At 71.8% G+C, this 24,268-nt stretch carries 20 protein-coding genes; 13 read left to right on the top strand and 7 right to left on the bottom strand.

All coding sequences use genetic code 11. The features are described from left to right. The first annotated feature begins 161 nt into the window (after positions 1–161). From J7E93_RS00950 to J7E93_RS00935, 4 genes are all read left to right on the top strand, one after another. Positions 162–518 carry a cupin domain-containing protein gene (locus J7E93_RS00950; protein WP_215065200.1) on the top strand — a complete coding sequence of 119 codons (357 nt, stop codon included), beginning with the start codon at positions 162–164 and terminating at the stop codon, positions 516–518. A gap of 249 nt (positions 519–767) precedes the next feature. Further along, positions 768–2,111: a discoidin domain-containing protein gene (locus tag J7E93_RS00945; protein WP_215065198.1), complete on the top strand. Its 1,344-nt coding sequence runs from the start codon at positions 768–770 to the stop codon at positions 2,109–2,111. Further along, positions 2,111–3,457 (top strand): MFS transporter, encoded by a 1,347-nt coding sequence (locus tag J7E93_RS00940; RefSeq protein WP_215065197.1) that lies wholly within the window; start codon positions 2,111–2,113, stop codon positions 3,455–3,457. Before J7E93_RS00945 ends, J7E93_RS00940 begins: the two co-directional genes overlap by 1 nt. Next, positions 3,454–4,440 carry a hypothetical protein gene (locus tag J7E93_RS00935; RefSeq protein ID WP_215065195.1) on the top strand — a complete coding sequence of 329 codons (987 nt, stop codon included), beginning with the start codon at positions 3,454–3,456 and terminating at the stop codon, positions 4,438–4,440. Before J7E93_RS00940 ends, J7E93_RS00935 begins: the two co-directional genes overlap by 4 nt. 24 nt (positions 4,441–4,464) lie before the next feature. On the opposite strand, the gene J7E93_RS00930 is transcribed toward J7E93_RS00935, so the two are convergent. Together J7E93_RS00930 and J7E93_RS00925 are read right to left on the bottom strand one after the other, a co-directional pair. Then, entirely contained in the window at positions 4,465–5,757 is a 1,293-nt protein-coding gene (locus tag J7E93_RS00930; RefSeq protein WP_215065193.1) for an MFS transporter, read from the bottom strand. Positions 5,758–5,843: 86 nt separating this feature from the next. Continuing rightward, on the bottom strand, positions 5,844–6,386 hold the full coding sequence (locus J7E93_RS00925; RefSeq protein ID WP_215065191.1) for a methylated-DNA--[protein]-cysteine S-methyltransferase: 543 nt from the start codon (positions 6,384–6,386) through the stop codon (positions 5,844–5,846). Between the two features lie 199 nt (positions 6,387–6,585). On the opposite strand from J7E93_RS00925, the gene J7E93_RS00920 reads away from it, so the two are divergent. The 5 genes from J7E93_RS00920 (at position 6,586) to J7E93_RS00900 (ending at position 13,786) form a co-directional block, all read left to right on the top strand. Next, entirely contained in the window at positions 6,586–7,485 is a 900-nt protein-coding gene (locus J7E93_RS00920; protein WP_215065189.1) for an MHYT domain-containing protein, read from the top strand. Positions 7,486–7,617: 132 nt separating this feature from the next. Then, positions 7,618–9,765, top strand: coding sequence for an excinuclease ABC subunit UvrB (uvrB, locus tag J7E93_RS00915; protein ID WP_215065187.1), 2,148 nt, complete (start codon positions 7,618–7,620; stop codon positions 9,763–9,765). 152 nt (positions 9,766–9,917) lie between these two features. Beyond that, positions 9,918–10,496, top strand: coding sequence for a TerD family protein (locus J7E93_RS00910; RefSeq protein ID WP_215065185.1), 579 nt, complete (start codon positions 9,918–9,920; stop codon positions 10,494–10,496). A gap of 152 nt (positions 10,497–10,648) precedes the next feature. Beyond that, positions 10,649–12,529, top strand: coding sequence for a TerD family protein (locus tag J7E93_RS00905; RefSeq protein WP_215065183.1), 1,881 nt, complete (start codon positions 10,649–10,651; stop codon positions 12,527–12,529). Positions 12,530–12,760: 231 nt separating this feature from the next. Further along, positions 12,761–13,786 (top strand): TerC/Alx family metal homeostasis membrane protein, encoded by a 1,026-nt coding sequence (locus J7E93_RS00900; protein WP_215065180.1) that lies wholly within the window; start codon positions 12,761–12,763, stop codon positions 13,784–13,786. A 79-nt stretch (positions 13,787–13,865) separates the two neighbouring features. On the opposite strand, the gene J7E93_RS00895 is transcribed toward J7E93_RS00900, so the two are convergent. The 3 genes from J7E93_RS00895 to J7E93_RS00885 form a co-directional block, all read right to left on the bottom strand. Further along, entirely contained in the window at positions 13,866–15,146 is a 1,281-nt protein-coding gene (locus J7E93_RS00895) for an MFS transporter (RefSeq protein ID WP_215065174.1), read from the bottom strand. A gap of 167 nt (positions 15,147–15,313) precedes the next feature. Then, complete coding sequence (locus J7E93_RS00890; RefSeq protein ID WP_215065172.1) at positions 15,314–15,970, bottom strand: MBL fold metallo-hydrolase; 657 nt, start codon at positions 15,968–15,970, stop codon at positions 15,314–15,316. Positions 15,971–16,005: 35 nt separating this feature from the next. Then, positions 16,006–16,698, bottom strand: a complete 693-nt coding sequence (locus tag J7E93_RS00885; protein WP_215065171.1) for a maleylpyruvate isomerase family mycothiol-dependent enzyme — start codon at positions 16,696–16,698, stop codon at positions 16,006–16,008. A 200-nt stretch (positions 16,699–16,898) separates the two neighbouring features. Between J7E93_RS00885 and uvrA the strand changes: the two genes are divergently transcribed. Further along, the gene (uvrA, locus tag J7E93_RS00880) at positions 16,899–19,892 is read left to right on the top strand and encodes an excinuclease ABC subunit UvrA (RefSeq protein WP_215065169.1); all 2,994 of its coding nucleotides are present in this window, start codon (positions 16,899–16,901) and stop codon (positions 19,890–19,892) included. Between the two features lie 141 nt (positions 19,893–20,033). Here uvrA and J7E93_RS00875 read toward each other — a convergent pair whose 3' ends face one another. Further along, complete coding sequence (locus J7E93_RS00875; protein WP_215065167.1) at positions 20,034–20,924, bottom strand: carbohydrate kinase; 891 nt, start codon at positions 20,922–20,924, stop codon at positions 20,034–20,036. 178 nt (positions 20,925–21,102) lie between these two features. On the opposite strand from J7E93_RS00875, the gene J7E93_RS00870 reads away from it, so the two are divergent. Then, positions 21,103–21,528, top strand: a complete 426-nt coding sequence (locus J7E93_RS00870; RefSeq protein WP_215065165.1) for a Rieske (2Fe-2S) protein — start codon at positions 21,103–21,105, stop codon at positions 21,526–21,528. A gap of 180 nt (positions 21,529–21,708) precedes the next feature. On the opposite strand, the gene J7E93_RS00865 is transcribed toward J7E93_RS00870, so the two are convergent. Next, on the bottom strand, positions 21,709–22,638 hold the full coding sequence (locus tag J7E93_RS00865; RefSeq protein ID WP_215065163.1) for a hypothetical protein: 930 nt from the start codon (positions 22,636–22,638) through the stop codon (positions 21,709–21,711). Between the two features lie 254 nt (positions 22,639–22,892). Here J7E93_RS00865 and J7E93_RS00860 point away from each other — a divergent pair, with 254 nt between their 5' ends. Together J7E93_RS00860 and J7E93_RS00855 are read left to right on the top strand one after the other, a co-directional pair. Continuing rightward, positions 22,893–23,480: a papain-like cysteine protease family protein gene (locus tag J7E93_RS00860; protein WP_215065161.1), complete on the top strand. Its 588-nt coding sequence runs from the start codon at positions 22,893–22,895 to the stop codon at positions 23,478–23,480. Positions 23,481–23,485: 5 nt separating this feature from the next. After that, entirely contained in the window at positions 23,486–24,265 is a 780-nt protein-coding gene (locus J7E93_RS00855) for a hypothetical protein (RefSeq protein ID WP_215065223.1), read from the top strand. The last annotated feature ends 3 nt before the right edge of the window (positions 24,266–24,268 follow it).

Genomic DNA, 24,268 nt, shown 5'->3' with positions numbered 1-24,268 from the left:
CTGGAACCGTGCTGGACGGCGTACGCGTATGAGCGATTCCGCCCCCGAGGGGGCCGAGGTGTCCATTCGTCACTTCTACGACGGCCGAGCGGTCGACCACGACCTGATGTAGGCCGACTGGGGTGCGACCGTCGCGAAACAGGGGGCTACAGTCACCGCCCATGACGACACTCGATCATCCCTCCTTCGCCGTCCACATCCCCGACGCGGAGCTGCGGCCCGAGCCGCTCGACCCCGCGCAGATCGTCTCGGGCGCGCCCGAGGTGACCGGCGAGGTCCTCTGGGAGTCCGCCGACGGCAAGCAGGTGCGCGGCATCTGGCAGATCACCCCCGGAGTCGTGACCGACACCGAGGCCGACGAACTCTTCGTCGTCGTCAGCGGCCGTGCCACCGTGGCGATCGAGGGTGGCGCCACGCTGGAGGTCGGGCCGGGGGACGCCTGCGTGCTGCGCGAGGGCGACCGGACCACCTGGACCGTCCACGAGACGCTGCGCAAGGCGTACCACATCAGCCTCTGAAACCGAGGGCGCGGAGGGCGGCGGGAGGTCTGGTAGGAAGGTTTCCTATCAGCTATCCTCCCGGGCAGCGGCTTGGCGCGGCGCCCGATCCCGTGGGCGTGACGCGCTCAGCGAGAGCTCTGACCCGGCCGCCGTGTACCGCCCCCTGCCCCCGTTCCGTGCCCCCGCGCGGATGTCCCAGGGGCAGGGGCGCGGTGCTCCGCACCGGTGTCCAGCTCTCGCCGACCCCTCAGGCCAGGGAGCCCAGGTATGCGCCTGTACGCCTCCGCCCCACCACGCCGCACCCTCCCCCTCACCCCGTCGCTCGTCCTCGCCGCCGTACTCCTGCTCGTCGGTGGCCTCCTGCTCGCCTACCCGGGACGCGCCGGAGCCGCCGTCGACCCGCTGATATCCGGGGGCAAGCCCGCCACCTCCTCGTCCGTCGAGGACTCCACCTTCGGTCCGGGCAAGGCCTTCGACGGCGACCCGGCCACCCGCTGGGCCAGCGCCGAGGGCTCCGACCCGCAGTGGATCCGGGTCGACCTCGGCGCCACCGCCACCGTCTCGCGCGTACGCCTCTCCTGGGAGGCCGCCTACGCCAAGGCCTACCGCGTGGAGATCTCCGCCGACGGCGCCACCTGGACCCCGCTCGCCACCGAGACGGCGGGCAACGGGGGCACCGACGACTGGACCGGACTCACCGGCAAGGGCCGCCATCTGCGCGTCTACGGCACCGCCCGTGGTACGTCGTACGGCTACTCCCTCTACGAAGTAGAGGTCTACGGCACGCTGGACGGCGGACCCCCGCCCACCGGAGCGTTCACCGTCGTCGCGGCCGGCGACATCGCCGCCCAGTGCACGGCCTCCAGCAGCTCGTGCGCCCACCCCAAGACCGCGGCACTGGCGCAGCGGATCAACCCGAAGTTCTATCTGACGATGGGCGACAACCAGTACGACGACGCCCTGCTCTCCGACTTCCGCGCCTATTACGACAAGACCTGGGGCGTCTTCAAGGCCAAGACGCGTCCCGTGCCCGGCAACCACGAGACATACGACCCGGCCGGCTCGCTCGCCGGCTACAAGTCCTACTTCGGTGCCATCGCCTACCCCCAGGGCAAGCCCTACTACAGCTATGACGAGGGCAACTGGCACTTCGTCGCCCTCGACTCCAACTCCTTCGACGACCCCGCCCAGATCCAGTGGCTCAAGGACGACCTCGCCCGCAACACCAAGCGCTGCGTCGCCGCCCACTTCCACCACCCGCTGTACTCCTCCGGCGGCCACGGCAACGATCCCGTCTCCAAGCCCGTCTGGCAGATCCTCTACGGCGCCAAGGCCGACCTGGTGCTCAACGGGCACGACCACCACTACGAGCGGTTCGCGCCGCAGGACCCGTCGGGACGGGCGACCGCCGACGGCATCGTGGAGATCGTCGGCGGCATGGGCGGCGCGGAGCCCTACCCGATCGAGACCGTCCAGCCCAACAGCCAGAAGCGGATCAGCGGGCCCTACGGCGTGCTGAAGCTGGACTTCACCGACACGACGTACACCTGGCAGTACGTCGGCACCGACGGCCAGGTCAAGGACTCCGGCCCGACTTACACCTGCCACTGATGTACCTGGCGACCACCGGTCGCCCGGACGCGCCGCCGCCCCGCGCAGGGGTCCGGCGGCGCGTCTCCGGCACCGTCCTCGCGCTCGGCACGGTCAGCCTCGTCACCGACATCTCCTCGGAGATGGTGACGGCCGTCCTGCCCCTCTACCTCGTCCTCGGACTCGGCCTCTCCCCGCTCCAGTTCGGCTTCCTGGACGGGCTCTTCAACGGCGCCACCGCGCTCGTACGGCTTCTCGGCGGTCACGCTGCGGACCGGGGCGGCCGTCACAAACGCGTCGCCGGGCTCGGCTACGCCCTGTCCGCGTGCTCGCGGATCGGCCTGCTCCTCGCGGGCGGAGCCACCGGCTGGATCGCGGCGGCGCTCGCCGGCGACCGGCTCGGCAAGGGCATCCGCACCGCCCCGCGCGACGCGCTGATCACGCTCAGCACCCCGCCGCAGGACCTGGGCCGAGCCTTCGGTGTCCACCGGGCGATGGACACCACCGGCGCCCTGCTCGGCCCCCTGGCCGCGTTCGCCCTGCTGTGGGCGACGGCGGACGCGTACGACGCGGTGTTCGTCGTCAGCTTCTGCGTCGGGGTGCTCGGTGTGCTGCTCCTCGCCGTGCTGGTGCCGGGCGGGCCGGCGGACGGCGGCGTGGACCGTACCGCGCGGCCGAAGGCGGCCGCGCTGCTCGCTCCCCTGCGCTGCGCCCCCTACCGGCGGATCCTCGGCGCCACCGCGCTGCTCGGCGCCGTCACCGTCGGGGACGCGTTCGTGTACCTGCTGCTCCAGCGGCGTCTGGATCTGGCCGTCACCTGGTTCCCGTTCCTGCCGCTGGGCGCCGCGGCGGGCTATCTGCTGCTCGCCGTCCCGGCCGGCCGGCTCGCCGACCGCATCGGGCGCCGCCGGCCCTTCCTGTACGGGCACGGGGCGCTCCTCCTCGCGTACGGCCTGCTCCTCGCCCCCGGCCCCGACCTGCTCGTGCTGGGCCTCGTCCTCGGCCTCCTCGGGGTCTTCTACGCCACCACCGACGGGGTCCTGATGGCGCTGACCGGCCCCCTGCTGCCGGCCGGGCGGCGGGCGAGCGGGCTCGCCCTCGTCCAGACCGTCCAGGCCCTGGCCCGGCTGCTCGCGGCGACCGGGTTCGGGGCGGCCTGGACGGTGTGGGGGCCGTCCACCGCGCTCCTCCTCGCTCTCACCGGGCTGGCGGCGGCGCTCGCGGCCGCCCGGTACCTGCTTCCCGATACCCCGTCCTTGGAAGGGCCCCCGTCCGCCGGGAGGGGCCCTGGCTCCCAGCGCCCCCCGCCCGCCGAAAGCCCGGCGCCCTCCGAGGGGCCCCCGTCCGCCGAAAGGACCTCGACATGACCGGCCTCGGCCGCCTCACCCGTACGCGACTGTGGGGGCTGGTCCTCGCCGTCGTCCTGCTCGGCGGCGGAGCCACCGCCTACACGCTGAAGGCCGCCGACCGCGCCGCCCCACCCGCCGACGCCACGGGAGGCCCCGCCCTCACCCTCGAAGGACCCGCGGGCGGCCTCTTCTTCCGCGACACCGCGGCCGGCCGCATCGGCCGCCAGGACCCGGACGCGCGGGCACCGCGCGCGGTCGGGGGCCCCCGCTGCGACCGCTTCCACGTCTCCGGGCCCACCGCCCTCTGCCTGCAACGACGGCCGGGTGTGCCGACCCGCTCCTACGCGATCGTGCTCGACCGGCGACTGCGCGAGCTGCGCCGGATCGCCCTGCCCGGCATCCCCAACCGGGCCCGGGTCTCCGCCTCCGGCCGGATGCTCTCCTGGACCATGTTCGCGACGGGCGACTCGTACGCGACCTCCGCCTTCTCGACCAGGACGTCGATCCTCGATCTGCGCACCGGCTATCTCGTGAAGAACATGGAGCAGATCCCGCTCACCCTCCACGGCCGCCGGTATCACGCCTCCGACATCAACTACTGGGGCGTCACCTTCGCCCGCGACGACAACCGCTTCTACGCCACCGTCGCGACGAAGGGCCGGACCTACCTGGTGGAGGGGGACATGGGGAGGTGGTCGGCCCGGGCCCTGAGGGAGAACGTCGAATGCCCGTCCCTGTCGCCGGACAACACCCGGATCGCCTTCAAGAAGAAGATCTCCGACGATCCGAAGGCCCCCTGGCGCCTGTACGTCCTCGACCTGCGCACCCTGCGCGAACACGCCGTCGCCGAGGAACGGAGCATCGACGACCAGGCGGCCTGGACGGACGACCGCACCCTCGCCTACGCGCACGAGGGCGCCGTGTGGTCCGTGCCGGCCGACGGCACGGGCGCCCCGCGGCTCCTGGTGTCCGATGCCACGTCCCCGGCGCTCCCGCGCTGAGGGACGGTCCCGCCGAAGGGCCCGTCAGGCGCGCCGCACCACGCCCCGTACCGCCAGTGCCGCCATCGGCACCAGCAGACACGCGCCCACCAGGTTCAGCCAGCCGTAGCCCGCCTGGGCGACGATCAGCCCCGCCGCGAGCCCGCCGACACCGGCCGCCGTGTTCATGATGAAGTCCGACAGGCCCTGCACGGCCGCCCGTGCCGCCTGCGGGACCGAGTCCGTCAGCAGGGCCGAGCCCGAGACCAGCCCCGCCGACCAGCCCAGACCCAGGACGAACAGGCCGGCGGCGGTCTGGGCATGGCTCGGACCCGCCGTGCCCGCGAGGAGCGCCGCGACCGAGAGGAGCCCCACCGCCAGGCCGATCACCGACAGCCGGCCGAGCCGGTCCGAGAGCCAGCCCATCACCGGCGAGAACGCGTACATGCCCGCGATGTGCCCGCTGATCACCAGGCCGATGAGCTGGATCCCCGCCCCGTGATGGCTCAGGGCCACCGGAGTCATCGACATGATCGAGACCATCGCGGTGTGCGAGACGGCGACCGTGACCAGGGCGAGGCGGGCGCGCGAGGACGCCCGCACCGCCCGCATCCCGGCCCGCAGCGAGCGGCTGTCCGCCTCCTCGCTCGCCTCCGGGCCGGCCAGGGCCCGCGCCGTCAGCAGCGGATCGGGGCGCAGGAGCACCGCCACCATGACCGCGGCGACCACGAAGACACCCGCGGCCCACACGAACGGCCCGGCCGCCGCCGGGATCCCGAGGCCTGCCACGCTCTCCCCGGCCGGAGCGGCGACGTTCGGTCCGAGGACCGCACCGATCGTCGTCGCCCACACCACGGTCGAGATGGCTCGGCCGCGGCGGTCCGGTGCCGCCAGGTCCGCCGCCGCGAACCGGGCCGCGAGATTGGCCGAGGAGCCCGCGCCGAAGCCGACCAGGCCCACGAGGAGCAGCGGGAAGTTGTCCACGACCGCCCCGAGGACGACCACTCCGGCGCCCAGCGCGCCGACCAGATAGGCGAGCACGAGACCGGGCCGCCGCCCGCGGGTGCCCATCAGCGAGGCCAGCGGCATGGCGAGCAGCGCGGGCCCGGCCACCGAGGCCGTCGAGGCGAGACCCGACAGCGCCTCCGTCCCGCTCACGTCCTTGGCCAGCACGGCGGCGAGGGCGACGCCGATCGCGATACCGAGCCCGCCGAGGATCTGGCTGGCGATCAGCACGGCCTGGATCCGGCGCCGGAGTGTCGGCAGCTCGGCGGCCGTGACAGGGGCGGATATCTCCACCGGAGACGTGTCGTCAGGGGCACTGGGGGTGTTGGTCACTTACGTGAGTCTGCCATCCGTCCCGCTCCGTGAGAACGCCGCCCCCCGATACCCCCGGGGGGCACCACCGCGGGGACCTGCACTCCCTAGAAGAGCGGCTGGGGGAGTACGCCCTCCAGCGCCAGCAGGATCCGCTTGGTCTCCAGACCGCCCCCGAACCCGCCGATCCCGCCGTCGCTCTCCACCACCCGGTGGCACGGCACGACCACCGGCAGCGGATTGGCGCCCATCGCCGCCCCGACCGCCTGCGCCGCCCCCGGCTGCCCCACCCGTTTCGCCAGGTCTCCGTATCCCACGACCGACCCGTACGGCACGCCGTCCGCCAGCTCGCGCAGCACCTGGCGGTTGAAGCCGGCCGTCAGCGTCCAGTCGAGGGGGACGTCGAACTCCCGCAGCCCGCCCGAGAAGTACTCCGCGAGCTGCCGTATCGGCTCGGCGAGCCGGCCGGAGGCGCTCTCCGTCAGCTCCTCCCGGTCCGCGCCGAGCTGCGCCGCCAGCCGGTCCAGCGCCCGGTTCCGCACCGCCTCGCGCGCGTGGAAGACCACGCTCACCAGACCGCGGTCCGTCGCGGCCAGCAGCAGCGGGCCGATGTCGCTCTCCACGACCGCCCATTCCACCTTGGAGTCCATGCCGATCACGGTACGACCAGCCACTGACATCGCGACGGCGAACATCACGAGCCGGTCTCGTATCGGTCTCACCGGTGCCAAATCACGGACCACATGGTCGTGCGGCCCTCCGCGCGCCATAATCTCGCCCCGGTAGCACTACGCAGCGGTACCGACTGTTTTCGGACGACGTCGCACCACGGGTGGAGGACACACGCTCATGCAGGGCACGGTCGACGGATTCAGCTACGGCCTCGTCACCCCGGTCGCCGCCTACCTCATGGCCTGCCTCGGCGGCGCCCTGGGCCTGCGCTGCACCACCAGATCGCTGCGCCACCGGAACACCTTCAAGGCCGGCTGGCTCGCCCTCGGAGCCACCTCGATAGGTACCGGCATCTGGACGATGCACTTCATCGCGATGATGGGCTTCTCCGTCGAGCAGGCCCCCATCAGCTACGACCGGCCCCTGACCTTCGCCAGCCTGGGCGTCGCCGTCGGGATGGTCGGCGTCGGGATCTTCATCGTCGGCTACCGCGGCGCGACCCCGCTCACCCTGGTCACCGGCGGCACCATCACCGGCCTGGGCATCGCCACCATGCACTACCTCGGCATGGCCGGCATGCGTCTTCAGGGACGCATCGACTACGACACCCCGACCGTCGCCCTCTCCGTCCTGATCGCCGTCGTCGCGGCCACCACCGCCCTCTGGGCGGCCGTCTCGGTGCATGGATTTCTGGCCAGCCTCGGAGCGAGCCTGGTGATGGGCCTCGCCGTCAGTGGTATGCACTACACCGCCATGGCGGCGGTCAACGTCCATCTCCACGGCGCCCCCGTGCCGGGCAGCGGCGACACCGCCACCTCGCTGCTCCTGCCCATGCTGGTCGGGCCCGCCGTCTTCCTCCTGCTGGCCGCGGTCGTCGTCATGTTCGACCCGCTGCTCGTGCTGGGCGACCCCGACTGGCAGCGGCCCGCCGCCCGGGTCGTCCACCGGCCGGGCGTGCCCGCGCCCCGGCGCGCCCCCGCCTACGGCGAGCCCGCGAACTGGTCCGCCCGGCCGCCCTCCGGCCGGGTCGCCCGCAAGGGGGCCCACCGGGGCGGCCACCGTTCCCAGGACTGGTGACCGACGGCCGGCGAGAGGAAGCGCGGAGGGGGAGTGCGGGACAGCGGGCGGCGGGGCCCGAGGAAGGGCCCGCGGAACCGCTGGTGAGTCTTTCGCCGCCCGACTGTCAGTGCCGGGTCGTACGGTGGTTGCATGCGGCCCGTTTCCAAGATCGAACGTACGGTGGCGCCCTTCGAGGTCGTCAGCCCCTACCAGCCCAGCGGCGACCAGCCGGCGGCCATCGCCGACCTCGAGCGGCGCATCCGCGCCGGCGAGAAGGACGTCGTGCTCCTCGGTGCCACCGGCACCGGCAAGTCGGCGACCACCGCGTGGATGATCGAGAAGCTGCAGCGCCCCACCCTGGTGATGGCGCCGAACAAGACCCTCGCCGCCCAGCTGGCGAACGAGTTCCGCGAGCTCCTGCCGAACAACGCGGTCGAGTACTTCGTCTCGTACTACGACTACTACCAGCCCGAGGCGTACGTCCCCCAGTCGGACACCTACATCGAGAAGGACTCCTCGATCAACGAGGAGGTCGAGCGGCTGCGCCACTCCGCGACGAACTCGCTGCTCACCCGCCGCGACGTGGTCGTGGTCGCCTCCGTCTCGTGCATCTACGGTCTCGGCACCCCGCAGGAGTACGTGGACCGGATGGTTCCGCTCAAGGTCGGTGAGGAGATCGACCGCGACCAGCTGCTGCGCCGCTTCGTCGACATCCAGTACACCCGCAACGACATGGCGTTCGCCCGCGGGACCTTCCGGGTCCGCGGCGACACCATCGAGATCTTCCCGGTCTACGAGGAGCTCGCCGTCCGCATCGAGATGTTCGGCGACGAGATCGAGGCGCTCTCCACGCTCCACCCGCTCACCGGCGAGGTCATCAGCGAGGACCGCGAGCTGTACGTCTTCCCCGCCAGCCACTACGTGGCGGGCCCGGAGCGCATGGAGAAGGCGATCAACGGCATCGAGCGCGAGCTCGAGAGCCGCCTCGCCGAGCTCGACAAGCAGGGCAAGATGCTGGAGTCCCAGCGCCTGCGCATGCGCACGACGTACGACATCGAGATGATGCGCCAGATCGGCTCCTGCTCCGGCATCGAGAACTACTCGATGCACTTCGACGACCGCGAGCCCGGCTCCGCGCCCAACACGCTCCTCGACTACTTCCCCGAGGACTTCCTGCTCGTCATCGACGAGTCGCACGTCACGGTGCCGCAGATCGGCGCGATGTACGAGGGCGACGCCTCCCGCAAGCGGACCCTGGTCGACCACGGCTTCCGGCTGCCCTCCGCGCTCGACAACCGCCCGCTGAAGTGGGAGGAGTTCCAGGAGCGGATCGGCCAGACGGTCTACCTCTCGGCCACCCCCGGCACCTACGAGCTGTCGCGCGGCGACGGCTTCGTGGAGCAGATCATCCGGCCCACCGGCCTCGTCGACCCCGAGGTCGTCGTCAAGCCCACCGAGGGGCAGATCGACGACCTGGTCCACGAGATCCGGCTGCGCACCGAGAGGGACGAGCGCGTCCTCGTCACCACGCTCACCAAGAAGATGTCCGAGGACCTCACCGAGTACTTCCTGGAGCTCGGCATCCAGGTCCGCTATCTGCACAGCGACGTCGACACCCTGCGCCGTATCGAGCTGCTGCGCGAGCTGCGGGCCGGCGAGTACGACGTCCTGGTCGGCATCAACCTGCTCCGCGAGGGCCTCGACCTGCCCGAGGTCTCGCTCGTCGCCATCCTCGACGCCGACAAGCAGGGCTTCCTGCGCTCCGGCACCTCGCTGATCCAGACCATCGGCCGCGCGGCGCGCAACGTCTCCGGACAGGTCCACATGTACGCCGACACGGTCACGCCCGCGATGGAGAAGGCCATCGACGAGACCAACCGGCGCCGCGAGAAGCAGATCGCGTACAACACGGCCCACGGCATCGACCCGCAGCCGCTCCGCAAGAAGATCAACGACATCGTCGCCACCATCGCGCGCGAGGAGGTCGACACCGAGCAGCTGCTCGGCACCGGCTACCGCCAGGCGAAGGACGGCAAGGGTGCCAAGGCGCCCGTCCCCTCCCTCGCCGCCCACTCCACCAAGGGCAAGGGCAAGGGGGGCAAGGCGGGCGCAGCGGGTTCGACGGTTCAGCTCGGCGACCGCCCCGCCACCGAACTGGCCGCGATCATCGAGGAGATGACCGACCGCATGCGCGCCGCCGCGGCGGAGCTGCAGTTCGAGGTCGCCGCCCGGCTCCGGGACGAAGTGGGCGAGCTGAAGAAGGAGTTGCGCCAGATGAAGGAGGCGGGACTCGCCTGACGGTGGCGGTGGCCGCGGACCGCCGGGTGTGTTGCAAGACCGACACAAAACGCGACCGTGTCTGCTGCGCTGTCGGTGCCCCTGCGTAGGGTGCTGCACAACCGCACGCACAGCAGAGACGGCCGCGGGGAACGACGGAGAGGGGACAGCGCGTGACGGTCAACATGACCAAGGGTCAGGCCATCAGCCTGGAGAAGCAGGGCGGGGGCACCCTTACCTCGGTACGGATGGGGCTCGGCTGGCAGGCGGCTCCGCGCCGCGGTCTGTTCGGTTCGCGCACCCGGGAGGTCGACCTGGACGCCTCCGCGGTGCTCTTCGCCGACAAGCAGCCGGTGGACGTGGTCTTCTTCCGCCACCTGGTCAGTGACGACGGCTCCGTCCGGCACACCGGTGACAACCTGGTGGGCGGCGCCGGCCAGGGCGGGGACGACGAGTCGATCCTGGTCGACCTGCAGCGCGTTCCCGTCCACATCGACCAGATCGTCTTCACGGTGAACTCCTTCACCGGGCAGACGTTCCAGGAGGTGCAGAACGCCTTCTGCCGGATCGTCGACGAGACCAACGGTCAGGAGCTCGCCCGCTACACGCTGGACGGCGGCGGCCAGTACACCGCGCAGATCATGGCGAAGGTGCACCGGGCCGGCTCGGGCTGGCAGATGACCGCGCTGGGCAACCCGGCCAACGGCCGGACGTTCCAGGACCTCATGCCGGCGATCCTGCCGCACCTGTAGGCGGGCATCGAAGCGGCACCGACAGCTCCCGGAGGCAGCAGGCCGCCGGGAGCTGTCCCGCATGAGCCGCACGATCCGGACCTCCCCGGAACGCCTCCGCACAACGTTTCCGATCAACGCTTCCGAACAACGCATCCGAGGGGACAGAGTCGATGACGGCCGAGCTGGTCCGGGGGCAGAACCACCCCCTGCCCGACACCCGACTGGAGATCCGGGTGTCGGCCGGCCATCCGGTCGTCGCCGGAGCCACCCTCTGCGACGAACAGGGCAGGCTGGGCGGGGCCGAGTGGATCGCCCACCCCGGCTCGCCCTCGCTGCCCGGTGTCGAGGTCTCGCAGCAGGCCGCCGCCGATCACCGCCTCGCCGTCGACCTCGAAGCGCTCCCGCCCGTCGTGCACCGCGTCTCGGTGCTTCTGGCGCTGCCGGTCGGTGTCGGCGGCCCGAGCCGCTTCGGCGGACTCGCGGCTCCCTTCGTCGCGGTCACCGGCCTCGACGGCACCGAGATCGCCAGCTACACGATCACCGGCCTCGACCGTGAGTCCGCCGTGGTCGCCCTGGAGCTGTACCGCCGCCAGGGCGCCTGGAAGGTCCGCGCCATGGGCCAGGGGTACGAAGGCGGTCTCGCGGCCATGCTCGGCGACCAGGGCATGGAGCGCCCCGCCGAGCTCGCCGCCTCGATCCTGGACGCCGTCGCGCGGGGCCTGGCCCGTTCGGTCTCCGCCCCGCCCCCGCGCGTCCCCGACGCGGAGCGCGTCCGCCGCACGGCCCCGGTCGCCGCCGACCACCAGGTCGACCAGCAGGACGCGCCCCCGCCCACCGCCGACGGCCCCATCGACTACGCCCACCCGCGCCGCCAGGCGCCCCCGGAGCCCGCACCGGCGCCCGCCCCCGCCGGATATCCCACCCCGGTGGCCGGTGACGCCAGCGGCTGGTCCATGGACGAGCGGCTCTACAACCAGGTGTGGGGCATGTTCGAGGACCTGGCCCGCACCACCGCCGCGTACCGCAGCGCCTGCGACTTCGCCGAGTCCCGCCTGGACCAGGAGCTCGACCGCGCGCTCGCCGACCCGCGCAGCCGTATCGGCGGTGCCGGGGACGCCGCCCGCGAGGCGGCCCGCGCCAAGCACGACGAGCTCACCGCCCGCGCCCAGGAGGCCCTGGACCGCGACCTCGCCCAGCTCGCCGCCGAGTCCGAGGTCGTCGAACCGGCGCTGCCCGCCGCCTTCGCCCGCTGGGACAACCCGGTCTGGCACGCCTACCGCGTCCCCATGGAGGTCCCGATGGCCCTCCGCGTGGGCGACCTCCACCTCCCCGAGCGCACCGACCTGCGCATCCCCATGCTGGTCCGCCTCCCTCTGGAGCGGGGGCTGTGGGTGGACAGCGGGCGCGGCCGCTCCGAGGCGGCCGGACTCCTCGACGAGGTCGAACTGCGACGCCTCGCCATGGACACGGCGGTCGCGCACGCGGCCAGGCTGCTCGCGGTGTATCCCGCCGGGGAGTTCACGGTCCATGTCATCGACCCGGCCGGCTCCGGTGCCGCCTCCCTCGCCCCGCTGGTCGAGGCCGGCGTCCTGGCCGGACCGCCGGCCGCCGGGGCGGCCGGGGTCTCGGCCGTCCTCGCGCAGCTCACCGAGCGCGTCGACCTGATCCAGATGGCGATGCGGGCGGGCGCCCCCGACGCGCTGCCACCGGGCATGGACACCGCCGAGCAGCTGCTGGTCGTCCACGACTTCCCGCACGGCTTCGACGACCGGGCGGTCACCCAGCTCCGCTATCTCGCCGACGAGGGCCCGGCCGTCGGTGTCCATCTGCTGATGGTCGCCGACCGCGAGGACGCCGCCGCGTACGGCCCGGTCCTCGACCCGCTGTGGCGTTCCCTGTTGCGGATCACCCCCGTCCCCGACGACCACCTCGCCGACCCGTGGGTCGGTCATGCCTGGACGTACGAGCCGCCGACGTTCCCGCCCGGCAGCGGGGTGCTCCGGCGGGTCCTCTCCCAGGTGGCCGACGCCCGACGGCAATGGGGCCGCTGACCTGCGTACTTGGGTGCTCTTTACCCTTCCCTTTACCTTCTCTTGGTTCTTCGGGTAGTCTTCTCCGTGCGGAGGGGAGTACTCCCCAAGCGCGGCGTTCCCGTCAATACGGACGGATCCTGAGCGGTTCGATCCCGGGGCGTCGGCCCGGCTCGTCATGGACGTGGCCGGGTGGAAGAGACCTCCGGCAGCGACGACGCTGATCAGTAGCCGTACGACGCCGGAGGCGCAGTGGACGTTTCAATGACCCTGTGGGTGCTGACCATTCTCGGTCTGTCCGCCCTGATCGCTATCGACTTCCTCATCGGGCGCAAGCCCCATGACGTGTCGATCAAGGAAGCCGGAACCTGGACGATCGTCTGGATCGTCCTGGCCGCGCTCTTCGGCCTGGGGCTGCTGTTCTTCGGCAACAGCCAGGCGTCCGGCGAGTTCTTCGCCGGCTTCATCACCGAGAAGTCGCTCAGCGTCGACAACCTCTTCGTCTTCGTCCTGATCATGGCGAAGTTCTCGGTGCCCTCCCACCTCCAGCAGCGGGTGCTGCTCATCGGCGTGCTGATCGCCCTCGTCCTGCGCGCGATCTTCATCGCCGCCGGTGCCGCGATCATCGCCAGCTTCTCCTGGGTCTTCTACCTCTTCGGCGCGTTCCTGATCTTCACCGCCTGGAAGCTCATCCAGGAGGCGCGCTCCGACGAGGAGGAGGACGAGTTCGAGGAGAACCGTCTCCTCAAGTCCATCGAGAAGAAGTTCGGCGTCGCCGACAAGTACCACGGCACGAAGCTCTTCCTGAAGGTGAACGGCAAGCGGGTGCTGACCCCGCTGATGGTCGTGATGCTCGCCATCGGCACCACCGACGTGCTCTTCGCCCTCGACTCGATCCCGGCGATCTTCGGCCTGACCCAGGACCCGTACATCGTCTTCACCGCCAACGCCTTCGCCCTGATGGGTCTGCGACAGCTGTACTTCCTGATCGGTGGCCTGCTCAAGAAGCTGGTCCACCTCAGCTACGGCCTGTCGGTGATCCTCGGCTTCATCGGCGTGAAGCTGGTGCTGCACGCCCTGCACGAGTCCGGGGTGCACGTCCCCGAGATCTCGATCCCGTTCTCGCTCGCGGTCATCTGCGGCGTCCTGATCGTCACCACGATCACCAGCCTGATCGCCTCCAAGAAGCAGGCGGAGCGCGAGGCGGCCGAGGGCGCCGACGCGGACGGCAAGCCGGTGACGGCCGGCGAGTCCGAGAAGGACAGCGTCGAGGTCTGATCCCGGGTCCGACCCGCGCACTGTGGCCGGTGCGGACGGCACACCGCCGCCCGCACCGGCCACCGGTGCGTTCAGCGCTCTACGCGGGCACGCCCTCCGGGGACTCGGCCGACGCGGCGGGCAGGGTCTCCGGCAGCAGGGCGAAGCAGCCCAGGCTCAGCAGCGCCACCACCGTCAGATACGCGGCCACGCCCCACGGCGCCCCCGTGCCGCTGGAGACGGCCGTCGCGACGATCGGCGTCAGCGCCCCGCCCAGCACACCGGCGAGGTTGTAGCCGACCGCCGCGCCCGTGCACCGAACCCTCGGCTCGTACAGCTCGGGCAGATAGGCGGCGACCACCGCGAACATCGTGATGAACGCCAGCAGCGCGCCCGTGAACCCGAGGAACATCAGCATCGGCCGACCGGTGTGGAACAGCCCCATCATCGGGAACATCCAGACCGCGGAGGCGGCGCATCCCGCCAGGCAGAGGGGCCGCCGGCCGTACCGGTCGCCGAGGATCGCCACGAACGGCGTCACGATGCCACTGATGGCCACCGCCCCCATGACACAGACGAGCATCACCGTGCGGTCGACCCCGAGCCGCTCGGTGCCGTAGGCCAGGGCCCAGGTGGAGACCGTGTAGAAGACGGCGTACCCGACCGCCAGGGCGCCCGCCGTCAGCAACACAAGACGCCAGTGGCCGCGTGCCACCTCCGCCAGCGGGGCGTTCGCCTGCCGCCCCGAGGCGGCCAGCTCCTGGAACTGCGGGGTCTCCGCCAGGGAGGAGCGCAGCAGCAGACCGCCCGCCGCGAGCAACCCGGCCGCCCAGAAGGGCACCCGCCAGCCCCACTCGCGGAACTGCGCGTCGGTCAGCCCTGCGGAGAGCGCCAGCATCACACCGTTCGCCAGCAGGAAGCCCACCGGCGGGCCGATCTGCGGGAAGCTCGCCCACAGCCCGCGCCGCCCCTCCGGCGCGTGCTCGGCCGTCAGGAGCACGGCCCCGCCCCACTCCCCGCCGAGGCCGAGCCCCTGCAGAAAGCGCAGGACGAGCAGGAGTACGGGTGCGGTGATGCCGAGGGTCGCGTACGAGGGGACACAGCCGACCGCGACCGTGGCGCAGCCGGTCAGCACCAGCGAGGCGAACATGACCGGGCGCCGCCCGTAGCGGTCGCCGACATGCCCGAAGAGCGCGGATCCGAGCGGACGGGCCACGAAGCCCACGGCGAAGGTGCCGAAGGCGGCCAGGGTCCCGGCGAGCGGGGAGAACGTCGGGAAGAAGAGAGGCCCGAGGACGAGCGCGGCGGCCGTTCCGTAGACGAAGAAGTCGAAGAACTCGATGGCCGTGCCGACGAGGGAGGCCGCGGCGAGCCGCCCCATGGACGGGGCGGACGGCGTGGACGGCGTCGACGGAGCGGAGGGAACGGACGGGGGAAGCGGGGGGTGACTGTGGCGCATGCCGCGCCAACTACCCGGCGTCCGCAAGGGTTACGGGGGCGTGCGGAAGCGCGCGGCGGCCGACCGCGCGACCGTCCGTCCCGGCGGCGCTACCAGCCGCGCGCGTGCCACTCGGCGAGGTGTGGCCGCTCGTCACCGAGGGTGGTGTCCTTGCCGTGGCCGGGGTAGACCCAGGTCTCGTCGGGCAGCGCCTCGAAGAGCTTGGTCTCTACGTCGCGGATCAGGCTCGCGAAGGCCTCCGGGTCCTTCCAGGTGTTGCCGACCCCGCCGGGGAAGAGGCAGTCGCCGGTGAAGACGTGCGGGTGGCCGTGCGGGTCGTCGTAGACCAGGGCGATCGAGCCGGGCGTGTGCCCGACCAGACGGCGGGCGGTCAGCTCGACCCGGCCGACCTTGATCGTGTCGCCGTCCTCCACCGGTACGTCGGTGGTGACGGGAATGCCCTCCGCGTCGTACGCCCCGGCGTACGTCCGCGCCCCGGTCGCGGCGACCACCTCGGCCAGCGCCTGCCAGTGGTCGCCGTGCCGGTGGGTGGTGACGACGGACGCGATGCCGTCGTCGCCGATCAGCGTGAGCAGCGTCTCGGTGTCGTTCGCCGCGTCGATCAGCAGCTGCTCGCCGGTCGCCCGGCAGCGCAGCAGATACGCGTTGTTGTCCATCGGGCCGACCGCGACCTTGGAGATCATCAGGTCCGTCAGTTCGTGGACATCGGCCGGGCCGCCGACCTTCACCGCTCCGCTGTACGTCATGGGCTCAGCCTATCGCCGGGCACCGACAGGGGCGGTTACAACGGCGGGAGCTTCGGGAGCGGACCCGCCCCCTCGACCTCCAGGGCCGAGCCGTCGCGGCGGCCCGCCAGCCAGCCGAGCAGCTCGGGCGCCGGGCCCGTGACGAGCACGGCCTCGTCCTCGGAGCCGCTGCCGGTCGTCCAGAGCTCACCGTTGGAGGACCGGATCATGGTCAGCGGGACGTCCGGGTGGCCGGCGAACCGCTCCACGAGGAAGTCGATCTCCCGCTCGACGAAGTCGTCGGGCAGGTCCTCCAGCTCGTAGCCGGCCCCCAGGTCGACGTGGTGCAGGGCCACCTCCGCCCAGCGGCGGAAGGGCACCCGCGCCGCCCGGTCCGTGACGCCGTTGCGGAGCTCCACGATCCGGTCCCAGTCGGCGGGCTCGCGGCCCACGGCCTGGAAACGCTCGGCGCTCTCGCGGACGTCGGTGAGCTGCACATCGAGCGGACGAGGGGCGTCGCGCTCGATGTCGGCGTCCCGGGTCGCGGCGTCCGGATACATGGGCCGCCCCTGGAGAACGTTCACCAGAGCATCGGCGTTGCGGGCGATGTGGGCCAGGAGATGGCCCCGGGTCCAGCCGGGAAGCCGTGACGGCTCGGCGATCGCCGCGTTGTCCCATGTGGCGGCCGCGTCGAGGAGTCGCTCGGTCGCTTCGCGTACAGAGGCCAGGTCACGCACAGGATCGATCATGGTGCCGACCCTAGCGCCGCCACTCGTTCGGGTGAAGTGGTCCGAGCGCGGCCGGAAATCGAATGTGCGTGCTATAAGCTCCTTGGAAGCATCCGGCATCCTTGGTTGTTGGGTATGCAGGCACATCCAGGCACAACCCCAGGCATATCTGTGACCCGCACTCCTGTGCCTCCGCTCTCTCAAGAAAGGTGCGGACCGGCGTGGCCGACCGTCTCATCGTTCGTGGCGCTCGCGAGCACAATCTCAAGAACGTCTCGCTCGACCTCCCGCGTGACTCCCTCATCGTCTTCACCGGGCTGTCCGGGTCGGGCAAGTCCTCCCTCGCGTTCGACACGATCTTCGCCGAGGGGCAGCGCCGGTACGTCGAATCGCTCTCGTCGTACGCCCGGCAGTTCCTCGGTCAGATGGACAAGCCGGACGTGGACTTCATCGAGGGTCTCTCGCCCGCCGTCTCCATCGACCAGAAGTCGACCTCGCGCAACCCGCGCTCCACGGTCGGCACCATCACCGAGGTCTACGACTACCTCCGCCTCCTCTTCGCCCGCATCGGCAAGCCGCACTGTCCCGAGTGCCGCAGGCCGATCTCCCGGCAGTCGCCCCAGGCCATCGTCGACAGGGTCCTCGAGCTGCCCGAGGGCAGCCGGTTCCAGGTCCTCTCGCCGCTCGTGCGCGAACGCAAGGGCGAGTTCGTCGACCTCTTCGCCGACCTCCAGACCAAGGGCTACAGCCGCGCCCGGGTCGACGGACAGACCATTCAGCTCAGCGAGCCGCCGACCCTGAAGAAGCAGGAGAAGCACACGATCGAGGTGGTCGTCGACCGCCTCACCGTCAAGGACAGCGCCAAGCGCCGGCTCACCGACTCGGTCGAGACCGCGCTCGGACTCTCCGGCGGCATGGTCGTGCTCGACTTCGTCGACCTCGCCGAGGACGACCCCGAGCGCGAGCGGATGTTCTCGGAGCACCTCTACTGCCCGTACGACGACCTCTCCTTCGAGGAGCTGGAGCCGCGCTCCTTCTCCTTCAACTCGCCCTTCGGCGCCTGCCCCGACTGCACCGGCATCGGCACCCGCATGGAGGTCGATCCCGAGCTGATCGTCCCGGACGAGGACAAGTCCCTGGACGAGGGCGCCATCCACCCCTGGTCGCACGGCCACACCAGGGAGTACTTCGGCCGACTCATCGGCGGGCTGTCGCAGGCCCTCGGCTTCCGTACGGACATCCCGTACGCCGGACTGCCGGCGAGGGCCAAGAAGGCCCTGATGTACGGCCACAAGACCCAGGTCGAGGTCCGCTACCGCAACCGGTACGGGCGCGAGCGGGCGTACACCACCCCGGCCTTCGAGGGCGCCGTCTCCTTCGTCAAGCGGCGGCACAGCGAGGCCGAGAGCGACTCCAGCCGTGAGCGCTTCGAGGGGTACATGCGTGAGGTGCCCTGCCCCACCTGTGAGGGCACCCGCCTCAAGCCGATCGTCCTCGCGGTCACGGTCATGGAGCGGTCCATCGCCGAGGTCGCGGCGATGTCGATCAGCGAGTGCGCCGACTTCCTCGGCCGTCTGAAGCTCAACGCCCGCGACAAGAAGATCGCCGAGCGGGTCCTGAAGGAGGTCAACGAGCGGCTGCGCTTCCTCGTCGACGTCGGCCTCGACTACCTCTCCCTCAACCGCGCGGCCGGCACCCTCTCCGGCGGCGAGGCCCAGCGCATCCGGCTCGCCACCCAGATCGGCTCCGGCCTGGTCGGCGTGCTGTACGTCCTGGACGAGCCGTCCATCGGCCTCCACCAGCGCGACAACCACCGGCTCATCGAGACCCTGGTCAGGCTCCGGGACATGGGCAACACGCTCATCGTCGTCGAGCACGACGAGGACACCATCAAGGTCGCCGACTGGGTCGTCGACATCGGCCCCGGCGCGGGTGAGCACGGCGGCAAGGTCGTCCACTCGGGCTCCCTGGCGGAGCTGCTCGCCAACGACGAGTCGATCACCGGGCAGTACCTGTCGGGCCGCAGGGCCATCGCAACGCCCGACATCCGCCGCCCCGTGGACCCCTCGCGCCGCCTCACCGTGCACGGCGCCCGCGAGAACAACCTGCGGGACATCGACGTCTCCTTCCCGCTGGGCGTTCTCACGGCCGTCACCGGTGTCTCCGGATCCGGCAAGTCGACCCTGGTCAACGACATCCTCTACACCCACCTGGCGCGCGAGCTGAACGGCGCCAAGTCGGTGCCCGGGCGCCACACGCGCGTGGACGGCGACGACCTCGTCGACAAGGTCGTCCACGTCGACCAGTCGCCCATCGGCCGCACCCCGCGGTCGAACCCGGCGACGTACACCGGTGTCTTCGACCATGTGCGCAAGCTCTTCGCCGAGACCATGGAGGCGAAGGTCCGTGGTTATCTCCCGGGCCGGTTCTCCTTCAACGTCAAGGGCGGCCGCTGCGAGAACTGCTCCGGCGACGGCACCATCAAGATCGAGATGAACTTCCTGCCGGACGTCTACGTCCCGTGCGAGGTCTGCCACGGCGCCCGGTACAACCGGGAGACCCTGGAGGTCCACTACAAGGGCAAGTCCATCGCCGAGGTCCTGGACATGCCGATCGAGGAGGCCCTGGACTTCTTCGAGGCCGTTCCCACGATCGCCCGCCACCTGCGCACGCTCAACGAGGTGGGCCTCGGGTACGTCCGGCTCGGCCAGTCCGCGCCGACGCTCTCGGGCGGTGAGGCGCAGCGCGTGAAGCTCGCCTCCGAGCTCCAGAAGCGCTCGACGGGCCGTACGGTCTACGTCCTGGACGAGCCGACCACGGGTCTGCACTTCGAGGACATCTCGAAGCTGATCAAGGTTCTCTCCAACCTGGTCGACAAGGGCAACTCGGTGATCGTCATCGAGCACAACCTCGATGTCATCAAGACCGCGGACTGGGTCGTCGACATGGGCCCGGAGGGCGGCAGCGGCGGCGGTCTGGTGATCGCCGAGGGCACGCCGGAGGAGGTCGCCTCGGTCTCGACGAGCCACACGGGCAAGTTCCTCCGCGAGATCCTGAGCGCCGACCGGATCAGCGACGCGACCGTTCCGGCGGCGCGGAGTGCGTCCAGGACGGCGAGTAAGGCACCGGCGAAGAAGGCCGCGGCCAAGGCGCCCGCCAAGAAGGTGGCGGCGCCCGCCAAGAAGGCGGCGACCGCTCGGGCACGCAAGGCGTGACGGCGACGGGTGGGTGGGGTGGGGGGTGCCTGAGGCGGCCCTCACCCCACCCGCCCGCCCGAGCCCGGCGAACGGGGCAGGGGAGCCCGGTCCTCACACGACACATCTGACGGGCCGGGCCGCCCGGGGCCGAGCGGGCCCTCAGGCGCCCAGTTCGTGCCCGTACGGCGGCTCCGCGCCCGCGCGGGTGCACGTCAGCGCCGCCGCCCGGGCGGCGTAGGCCAGCAGGTCCTTCCACTCCCCGGCGTCCAGGGAGGCCGGCGGGCGATCGGCCAGGCCGTGGAGGAGCGCCGCGTTCACCGTGTCACCCGCACCGATGGTGTCCGCGACCTCCACCCGTACCGCCGGAACCGACACCTCGTACGACGGCGTGAACACGGTCAGCCCCGCTTCGCCCCGGGTCAGGACCACCGCCGACGGCCCGTGCTGGAGCCATTCGGCCGGAGTGCCGCCCAGCCAGGCCGCGTCCTCCTCCGAGAGCTTCAGCAGGGACACGTACGGCAGCCAGGCCGTGAAGCGCTCCCGGTACGCGGCCGGGTCCGGGATCAGGGCCGGGCGGATGTTGGGATCCAGAAGCGTGAAGGCGCCTCGCTCCGACTCGCGTCGGAGCAGCGCCTCGTACGCGCTCGCGCCCGGCTCCAGGGCCAGGGAGCAGGTGCCGAAGGCCAGCGCCCGTACCTCCTCCGGAAGCCGCTCCGGCAGGGCGAAGAGCCGGTCGGCCGTGCCCTCCACATAGAAGCCGTACCGCGCCGAACCGTCCGGCCCCACCGAGGCGACCGCCAGCGTGGTGGGCTCCGGCCCCCGCTGCACGAGCCCGTCGAGGACCCCCGAGGCCCGCAGGCCGTCGACCAGCGCCTCGCCGAAGGCGTCCGTGGAGACCCGGGAGCAGAAGGCCACCTCCGCGCCGAGCCGGCCCAGCGCCACGGCCGTGTTGTAAGGGCCGCCGCCGGGCCTCGGCAGCAAGGGGGACAGGGGAGTGGCGGCCCCGTCCGGGACCAGGTCGATCAGGGACTCACCGGCGACGACGATCACGCCCGTGAACGTAACCCATGCCCACCGGCCGGCACAGCCCCACCGGCCCCGGCGAGGGCCCCCGGCCCACCCGGCCCACCCGGCCCGGCCGGCCCGCCCGGCCCCCACGAAGGCGCGTGAACGCTCGCCGGTATCGTCGTTTCATCACCTCATGCCCCGATCCGACCGTGGAGCGCTCATGTCCGGCCAGTCCACCCGCCGCACCGTACTGAAAGGCGCCGCCCTCGCCGGCGCCGCCGGGCTGGGTGTCGCCGCCTGCTCCACCGAGTCCAAGCTCGGCCATGCCCAGGTCCCGACCCCGACCGCCCCGGTCACCCTCGGCGCGCCCGACGAGGTGCCGGTCGGCGGCGCCAGGCTCTACCGCGAGCAGCGGGTCCTGGTGAGCTGCCCGGCCAAGGGGCAGTACAAGGCCTTCAGCGCCCAGTGCACCCACGCCGGCTGCGTCCTGGACAAGATCGAGAACAACGAGGGCAACTGCCCCTGCCACGGCAGCCGCTTCGACGTGACCACCGGCAAGGCAGTCCAGGGCCCGGCGACCGTCCCGCTGCCCGAGGTCCCCGTCCGTGTCGAGAACGGCCGGCTGGTCGCGGGTCCCGAGGCCTGAGCCGTACGGGCTGGAGCGGGCGGAGCGGCTGTACCGGACCCCCAGTGGTCTCGCGCAGCGACCTCGCGCGGCGGCCTACGCCCGGCGGTCTCGCGCAGCGACCTCGCGCGGCGGCCTACGCGCGTCGGCCTCGCGCGGCGACCTCGCGCGTCGGCCTCGCCCATCGGGCCCGGCCGGCCGCTACGCCCAGTCCCAGTCGATCCCCAGCAGCCCCGGCCGTACCCCCTGCTCCACCAGATGCACCGTGCGGTGCCGCCCGCTCAGCGTCAGATCCGAGCGGCCGCCGCGCGGCGCTCCGGCCGAGGCCTGGGCGAAGCGCCGGCACCGCACCGGCAGCGCCGCCTCGTCGAACCGCACCTGCAGCACGTACTGCCCGCCCGCGAAGCTGAACCCCCGGACGTACTCCCCGCTCGGACCGGCCGTCCCGTCCTCGAAGCCGTACCCGAAGAGATACGTCTCCCCGGCCCGCAGCCGCGCGTCGAAGAGCAGCTCCGCGATCAGCACTCCCGTCTCGTGGTGCCAACGGACCCGTCCCGTACGGCAGTTCTCCGTCGCCCGCACCACCACCCGCGCCGGATCGCAGCCCGGGTCGCCGTGGTGGATGGCCAGATAGCGGTCGACCCCGTCCCGATGCGCCCGCACCACGTGCTGCGAGTCGCGCCCCACGAGCTCCCGCCCCGCCCCGATCCGTACCCGCTCGTGATGGCCGACCGTATGGAGGCCGCCGTCCACCGGCGACTCCAGCTCGGCGAGCAGCTCCTCCACGACGCCCGACGCCTCGACCAGCGAGCGGTAGGGGCGCCCCGCCGGACGCTCCACGTCGGCGCGCACGGCGGAGCCCTCGCCCAGCAGACGGATCAGTGAGTTCCCGGGCAGCTGGAGGACCTCTTCCAGCGCGCGGACCGCCTTCATCGACTCGGGCCGCTGCGGGCGGCGGGCGCCCTGCTGCCAGTAACTGAGGCTCGTCACACCGACCTTGATGCCCCGGTGGGCGAGATGGTGCTGCACCCGCTGGAGCGGAAGCCCGCGCACCGCCAACGCCGTGCGCAGCGCCAGATGGAACGGTCCGGTGTGCAGCAACTGCACCAGATCGGCCTCGGTGTGCCCCACGGGGACTCCTCAGTGAACGTTCACGACGAAGGTGGCGGACCGCTGTGCCGCCGGGGGAGGGCCCGCAGATGGCGCGCGGGCACGGGTTCACAACCCGGCTCACCCCGTTCACAGCTCGCCGTCACCCCGCATTGAAGCGTGTTGACCCGTTCCCCACAACGCTCGATGCTCCACAGCAGCGTCCGGACGCGCTCCTCCACCCCCACTCCCCACCCCCACATCCCCACACACCCCCCCGCCTCGGGAGGAACGCGATGCGCAGGAGAAAACTGTCCTTCGCGGCACTCGCCGCTGCCGCCCTCTTCCTCGTTCCCACCACCTCGACCGCCACCGCCGCCACGAACGAGGACTCGTCGGCCCTCGCCTACAAGCGACTGAACATCACCATGCAGGCGCAGCAGAAGACCAACTGGTGCTGGGCCGCCGGTGGCAACACCATCGCCACCTGGTTCGGCCGGAACTACACCCAGAACCAGTTCTGCAACGCCGCCTTCAACCGCCAGCAGGGCTACGACTGCCCCAACAACCAGGCCACGCTCGGCAACGTCCAGACCGGTCTGCGCTGGGCTGGCGTCAACCCCGGCTCGTACGTCACCGGCTGGTTGCGCTACTCCACCGTCCAGACCGAGATCAACGCCGACCGCCCGATCGAGACGCGGATCCAGTGGTCGAGCGGCGGTGGCCACATGCATGTGATCTACGGCTACGACGACGCCGAGAGCTGGGTCTACTGGGGCGACCCCTGGCCCTCCAGCAACCGCTACAACTGGGCCTCGCACGCCTGGTACGTGGACAACAGCTCCTTCTCGTGGACCCACTCGCTCTACCGGATAGGGGCGTGACGACGATGACCCACGTACGTGCCGCGAGCGCCGGGCTCCTGTCCGCCCTCGCCCTCGTCGCCCTCGGTTCCGTCCCGGCCAGGGCCGCCGACGCGCCTCCCGCCGCCAGCCCCGAGCAGGCTGCCTCCGCTCCGGCGACCCTGGACACGCTCTCCCGGTTCTTCTCCCGCGACGGGGCCGTGGCCCGCGCGGCGGCCGCACCCCGCGTCGAGGGTCCGTCCGTGCCGGTACGGATCCTGTCGCCGGACTTCGTGGCGGGGAAGGCGGGCGCGCCGGTGGCCCGGGTCGAGTTCCACGCCAGCAAGGCGGTCGCCTCCGACGGGCAGACGGCCTCGCTGTGGACGGTGCGACAGGGCGGCGGCTGGCAGGTGGTGAACATCGCCACCGGCGACGACGAGATCCGGTACGCGGCGCAAGGGGCGCGGACACTGCCGGGCGGGGTCGTCTTCCGCGAGCCGCAGATCGACGCCTGGTACGTCCACAAGGGCGCGAAGGTGCTCCCGCTGGACGAGGACGCCGTGCGCGCGGTCGGCAGGAACGGCACGAGCCTGGCCGCCTACCGGGAGCGGGTCGTCCGGGCGTACGGCGACAAGCTGCCGGGCTCCGGTTATGCCCGCAAGGGCACGGCCGGCGGCTACGACACCCCGGCCGCCGCCCCCGAGGAACCCCTGGTCACGGCCGCGTCCGCCACGGCGGGCGTGGGCGCGGCCCTGGCCCTCGGCCTGTTCGGCACGGCCGTGTGGCGCCGCCGTCGCACAGCGGCCCGCCAGGAGGCCGCCTCCTGAGGG

The organism is Streptomyces sp. ISL-36, from assembly GCF_018614205.1.
In the GTDB taxonomy this organism is placed as follows: Bacteria; Actinomycetota; Actinomycetes; order Streptomycetales; family Streptomycetaceae; genus Streptomyces.
Note: the sequence above shows the minus strand (reverse complement) of the source record. Positions and strands in the feature narration are given on the sequence as shown.

Excerpts from the sequence above, each read along its gene's own strand:
- J7E93_RS00950 (WP_215065200.1), top strand. The coding sequence starts at position 162 with ATGACGACACTCGATCATCCCTCCTTCGCCGTCCACATCCCCGACGCG.
- J7E93_RS00945 (WP_215065198.1), top strand. The coding sequence starts at position 768 with ATGCGCCTGTACGCCTCCGCCCCACCACGCCGCACCCTCCCCCTCACC.
- J7E93_RS00940 (WP_215065197.1), top strand. The coding sequence starts at position 2,111 with ATGTACCTGGCGACCACCGGTCGCCCGGACGCGCCGCCGCCCCGCGCA.
- J7E93_RS00935 (WP_215065195.1), top strand. The coding sequence starts at position 3,454 with ATGACCGGCCTCGGCCGCCTCACCCGTACGCGACTGTGGGGGCTGGTC.
- J7E93_RS00925 (WP_215065191.1), bottom strand. The coding sequence starts at position 6,386 with ATGGACTCCAAGGTGGAATGGGCGGTCGTGGAGAGCGACATCGGCCCG.
- J7E93_RS00920 (WP_215065189.1), top strand. The coding sequence starts at position 6,586 with ATGCAGGGCACGGTCGACGGATTCAGCTACGGCCTCGTCACCCCGGTC.
- uvrB (WP_215065187.1), top strand. The coding sequence starts at position 7,618 with ATGCGGCCCGTTTCCAAGATCGAACGTACGGTGGCGCCCTTCGAGGTC.
- J7E93_RS00905 (WP_215065183.1), top strand. The coding sequence starts at position 10,649 with ATGACGGCCGAGCTGGTCCGGGGGCAGAACCACCCCCTGCCCGACACC.
- J7E93_RS00895 (WP_215065174.1), bottom strand. The coding sequence starts at position 15,146 with ATGGGGCGGCTCGCCGCGGCCTCCCTCGTCGGCACGGCCATCGAGTTC.
- J7E93_RS00890 (WP_215065172.1), bottom strand. The coding sequence starts at position 15,970 with ATGACGTACAGCGGAGCGGTGAAGGTCGGCGGCCCGGCCGATGTCCAC.
- J7E93_RS00885 (WP_215065171.1), bottom strand. The coding sequence starts at position 16,698 with ATGATCGATCCTGTGCGTGACCTGGCCTCTGTACGCGAAGCGACCGAG.
- J7E93_RS00870 (WP_215065165.1), top strand. The coding sequence starts at position 21,103 with ATGTCCGGCCAGTCCACCCGCCGCACCGTACTGAAAGGCGCCGCCCTC.
- J7E93_RS00860 (WP_215065161.1), top strand. The coding sequence starts at position 22,893 with ATGCGCAGGAGAAAACTGTCCTTCGCGGCACTCGCCGCTGCCGCCCTC.
- J7E93_RS00855 (WP_215065223.1), top strand. The coding sequence starts at position 23,486 with ATGACCCACGTACGTGCCGCGAGCGCCGGGCTCCTGTCCGCCCTCGCC.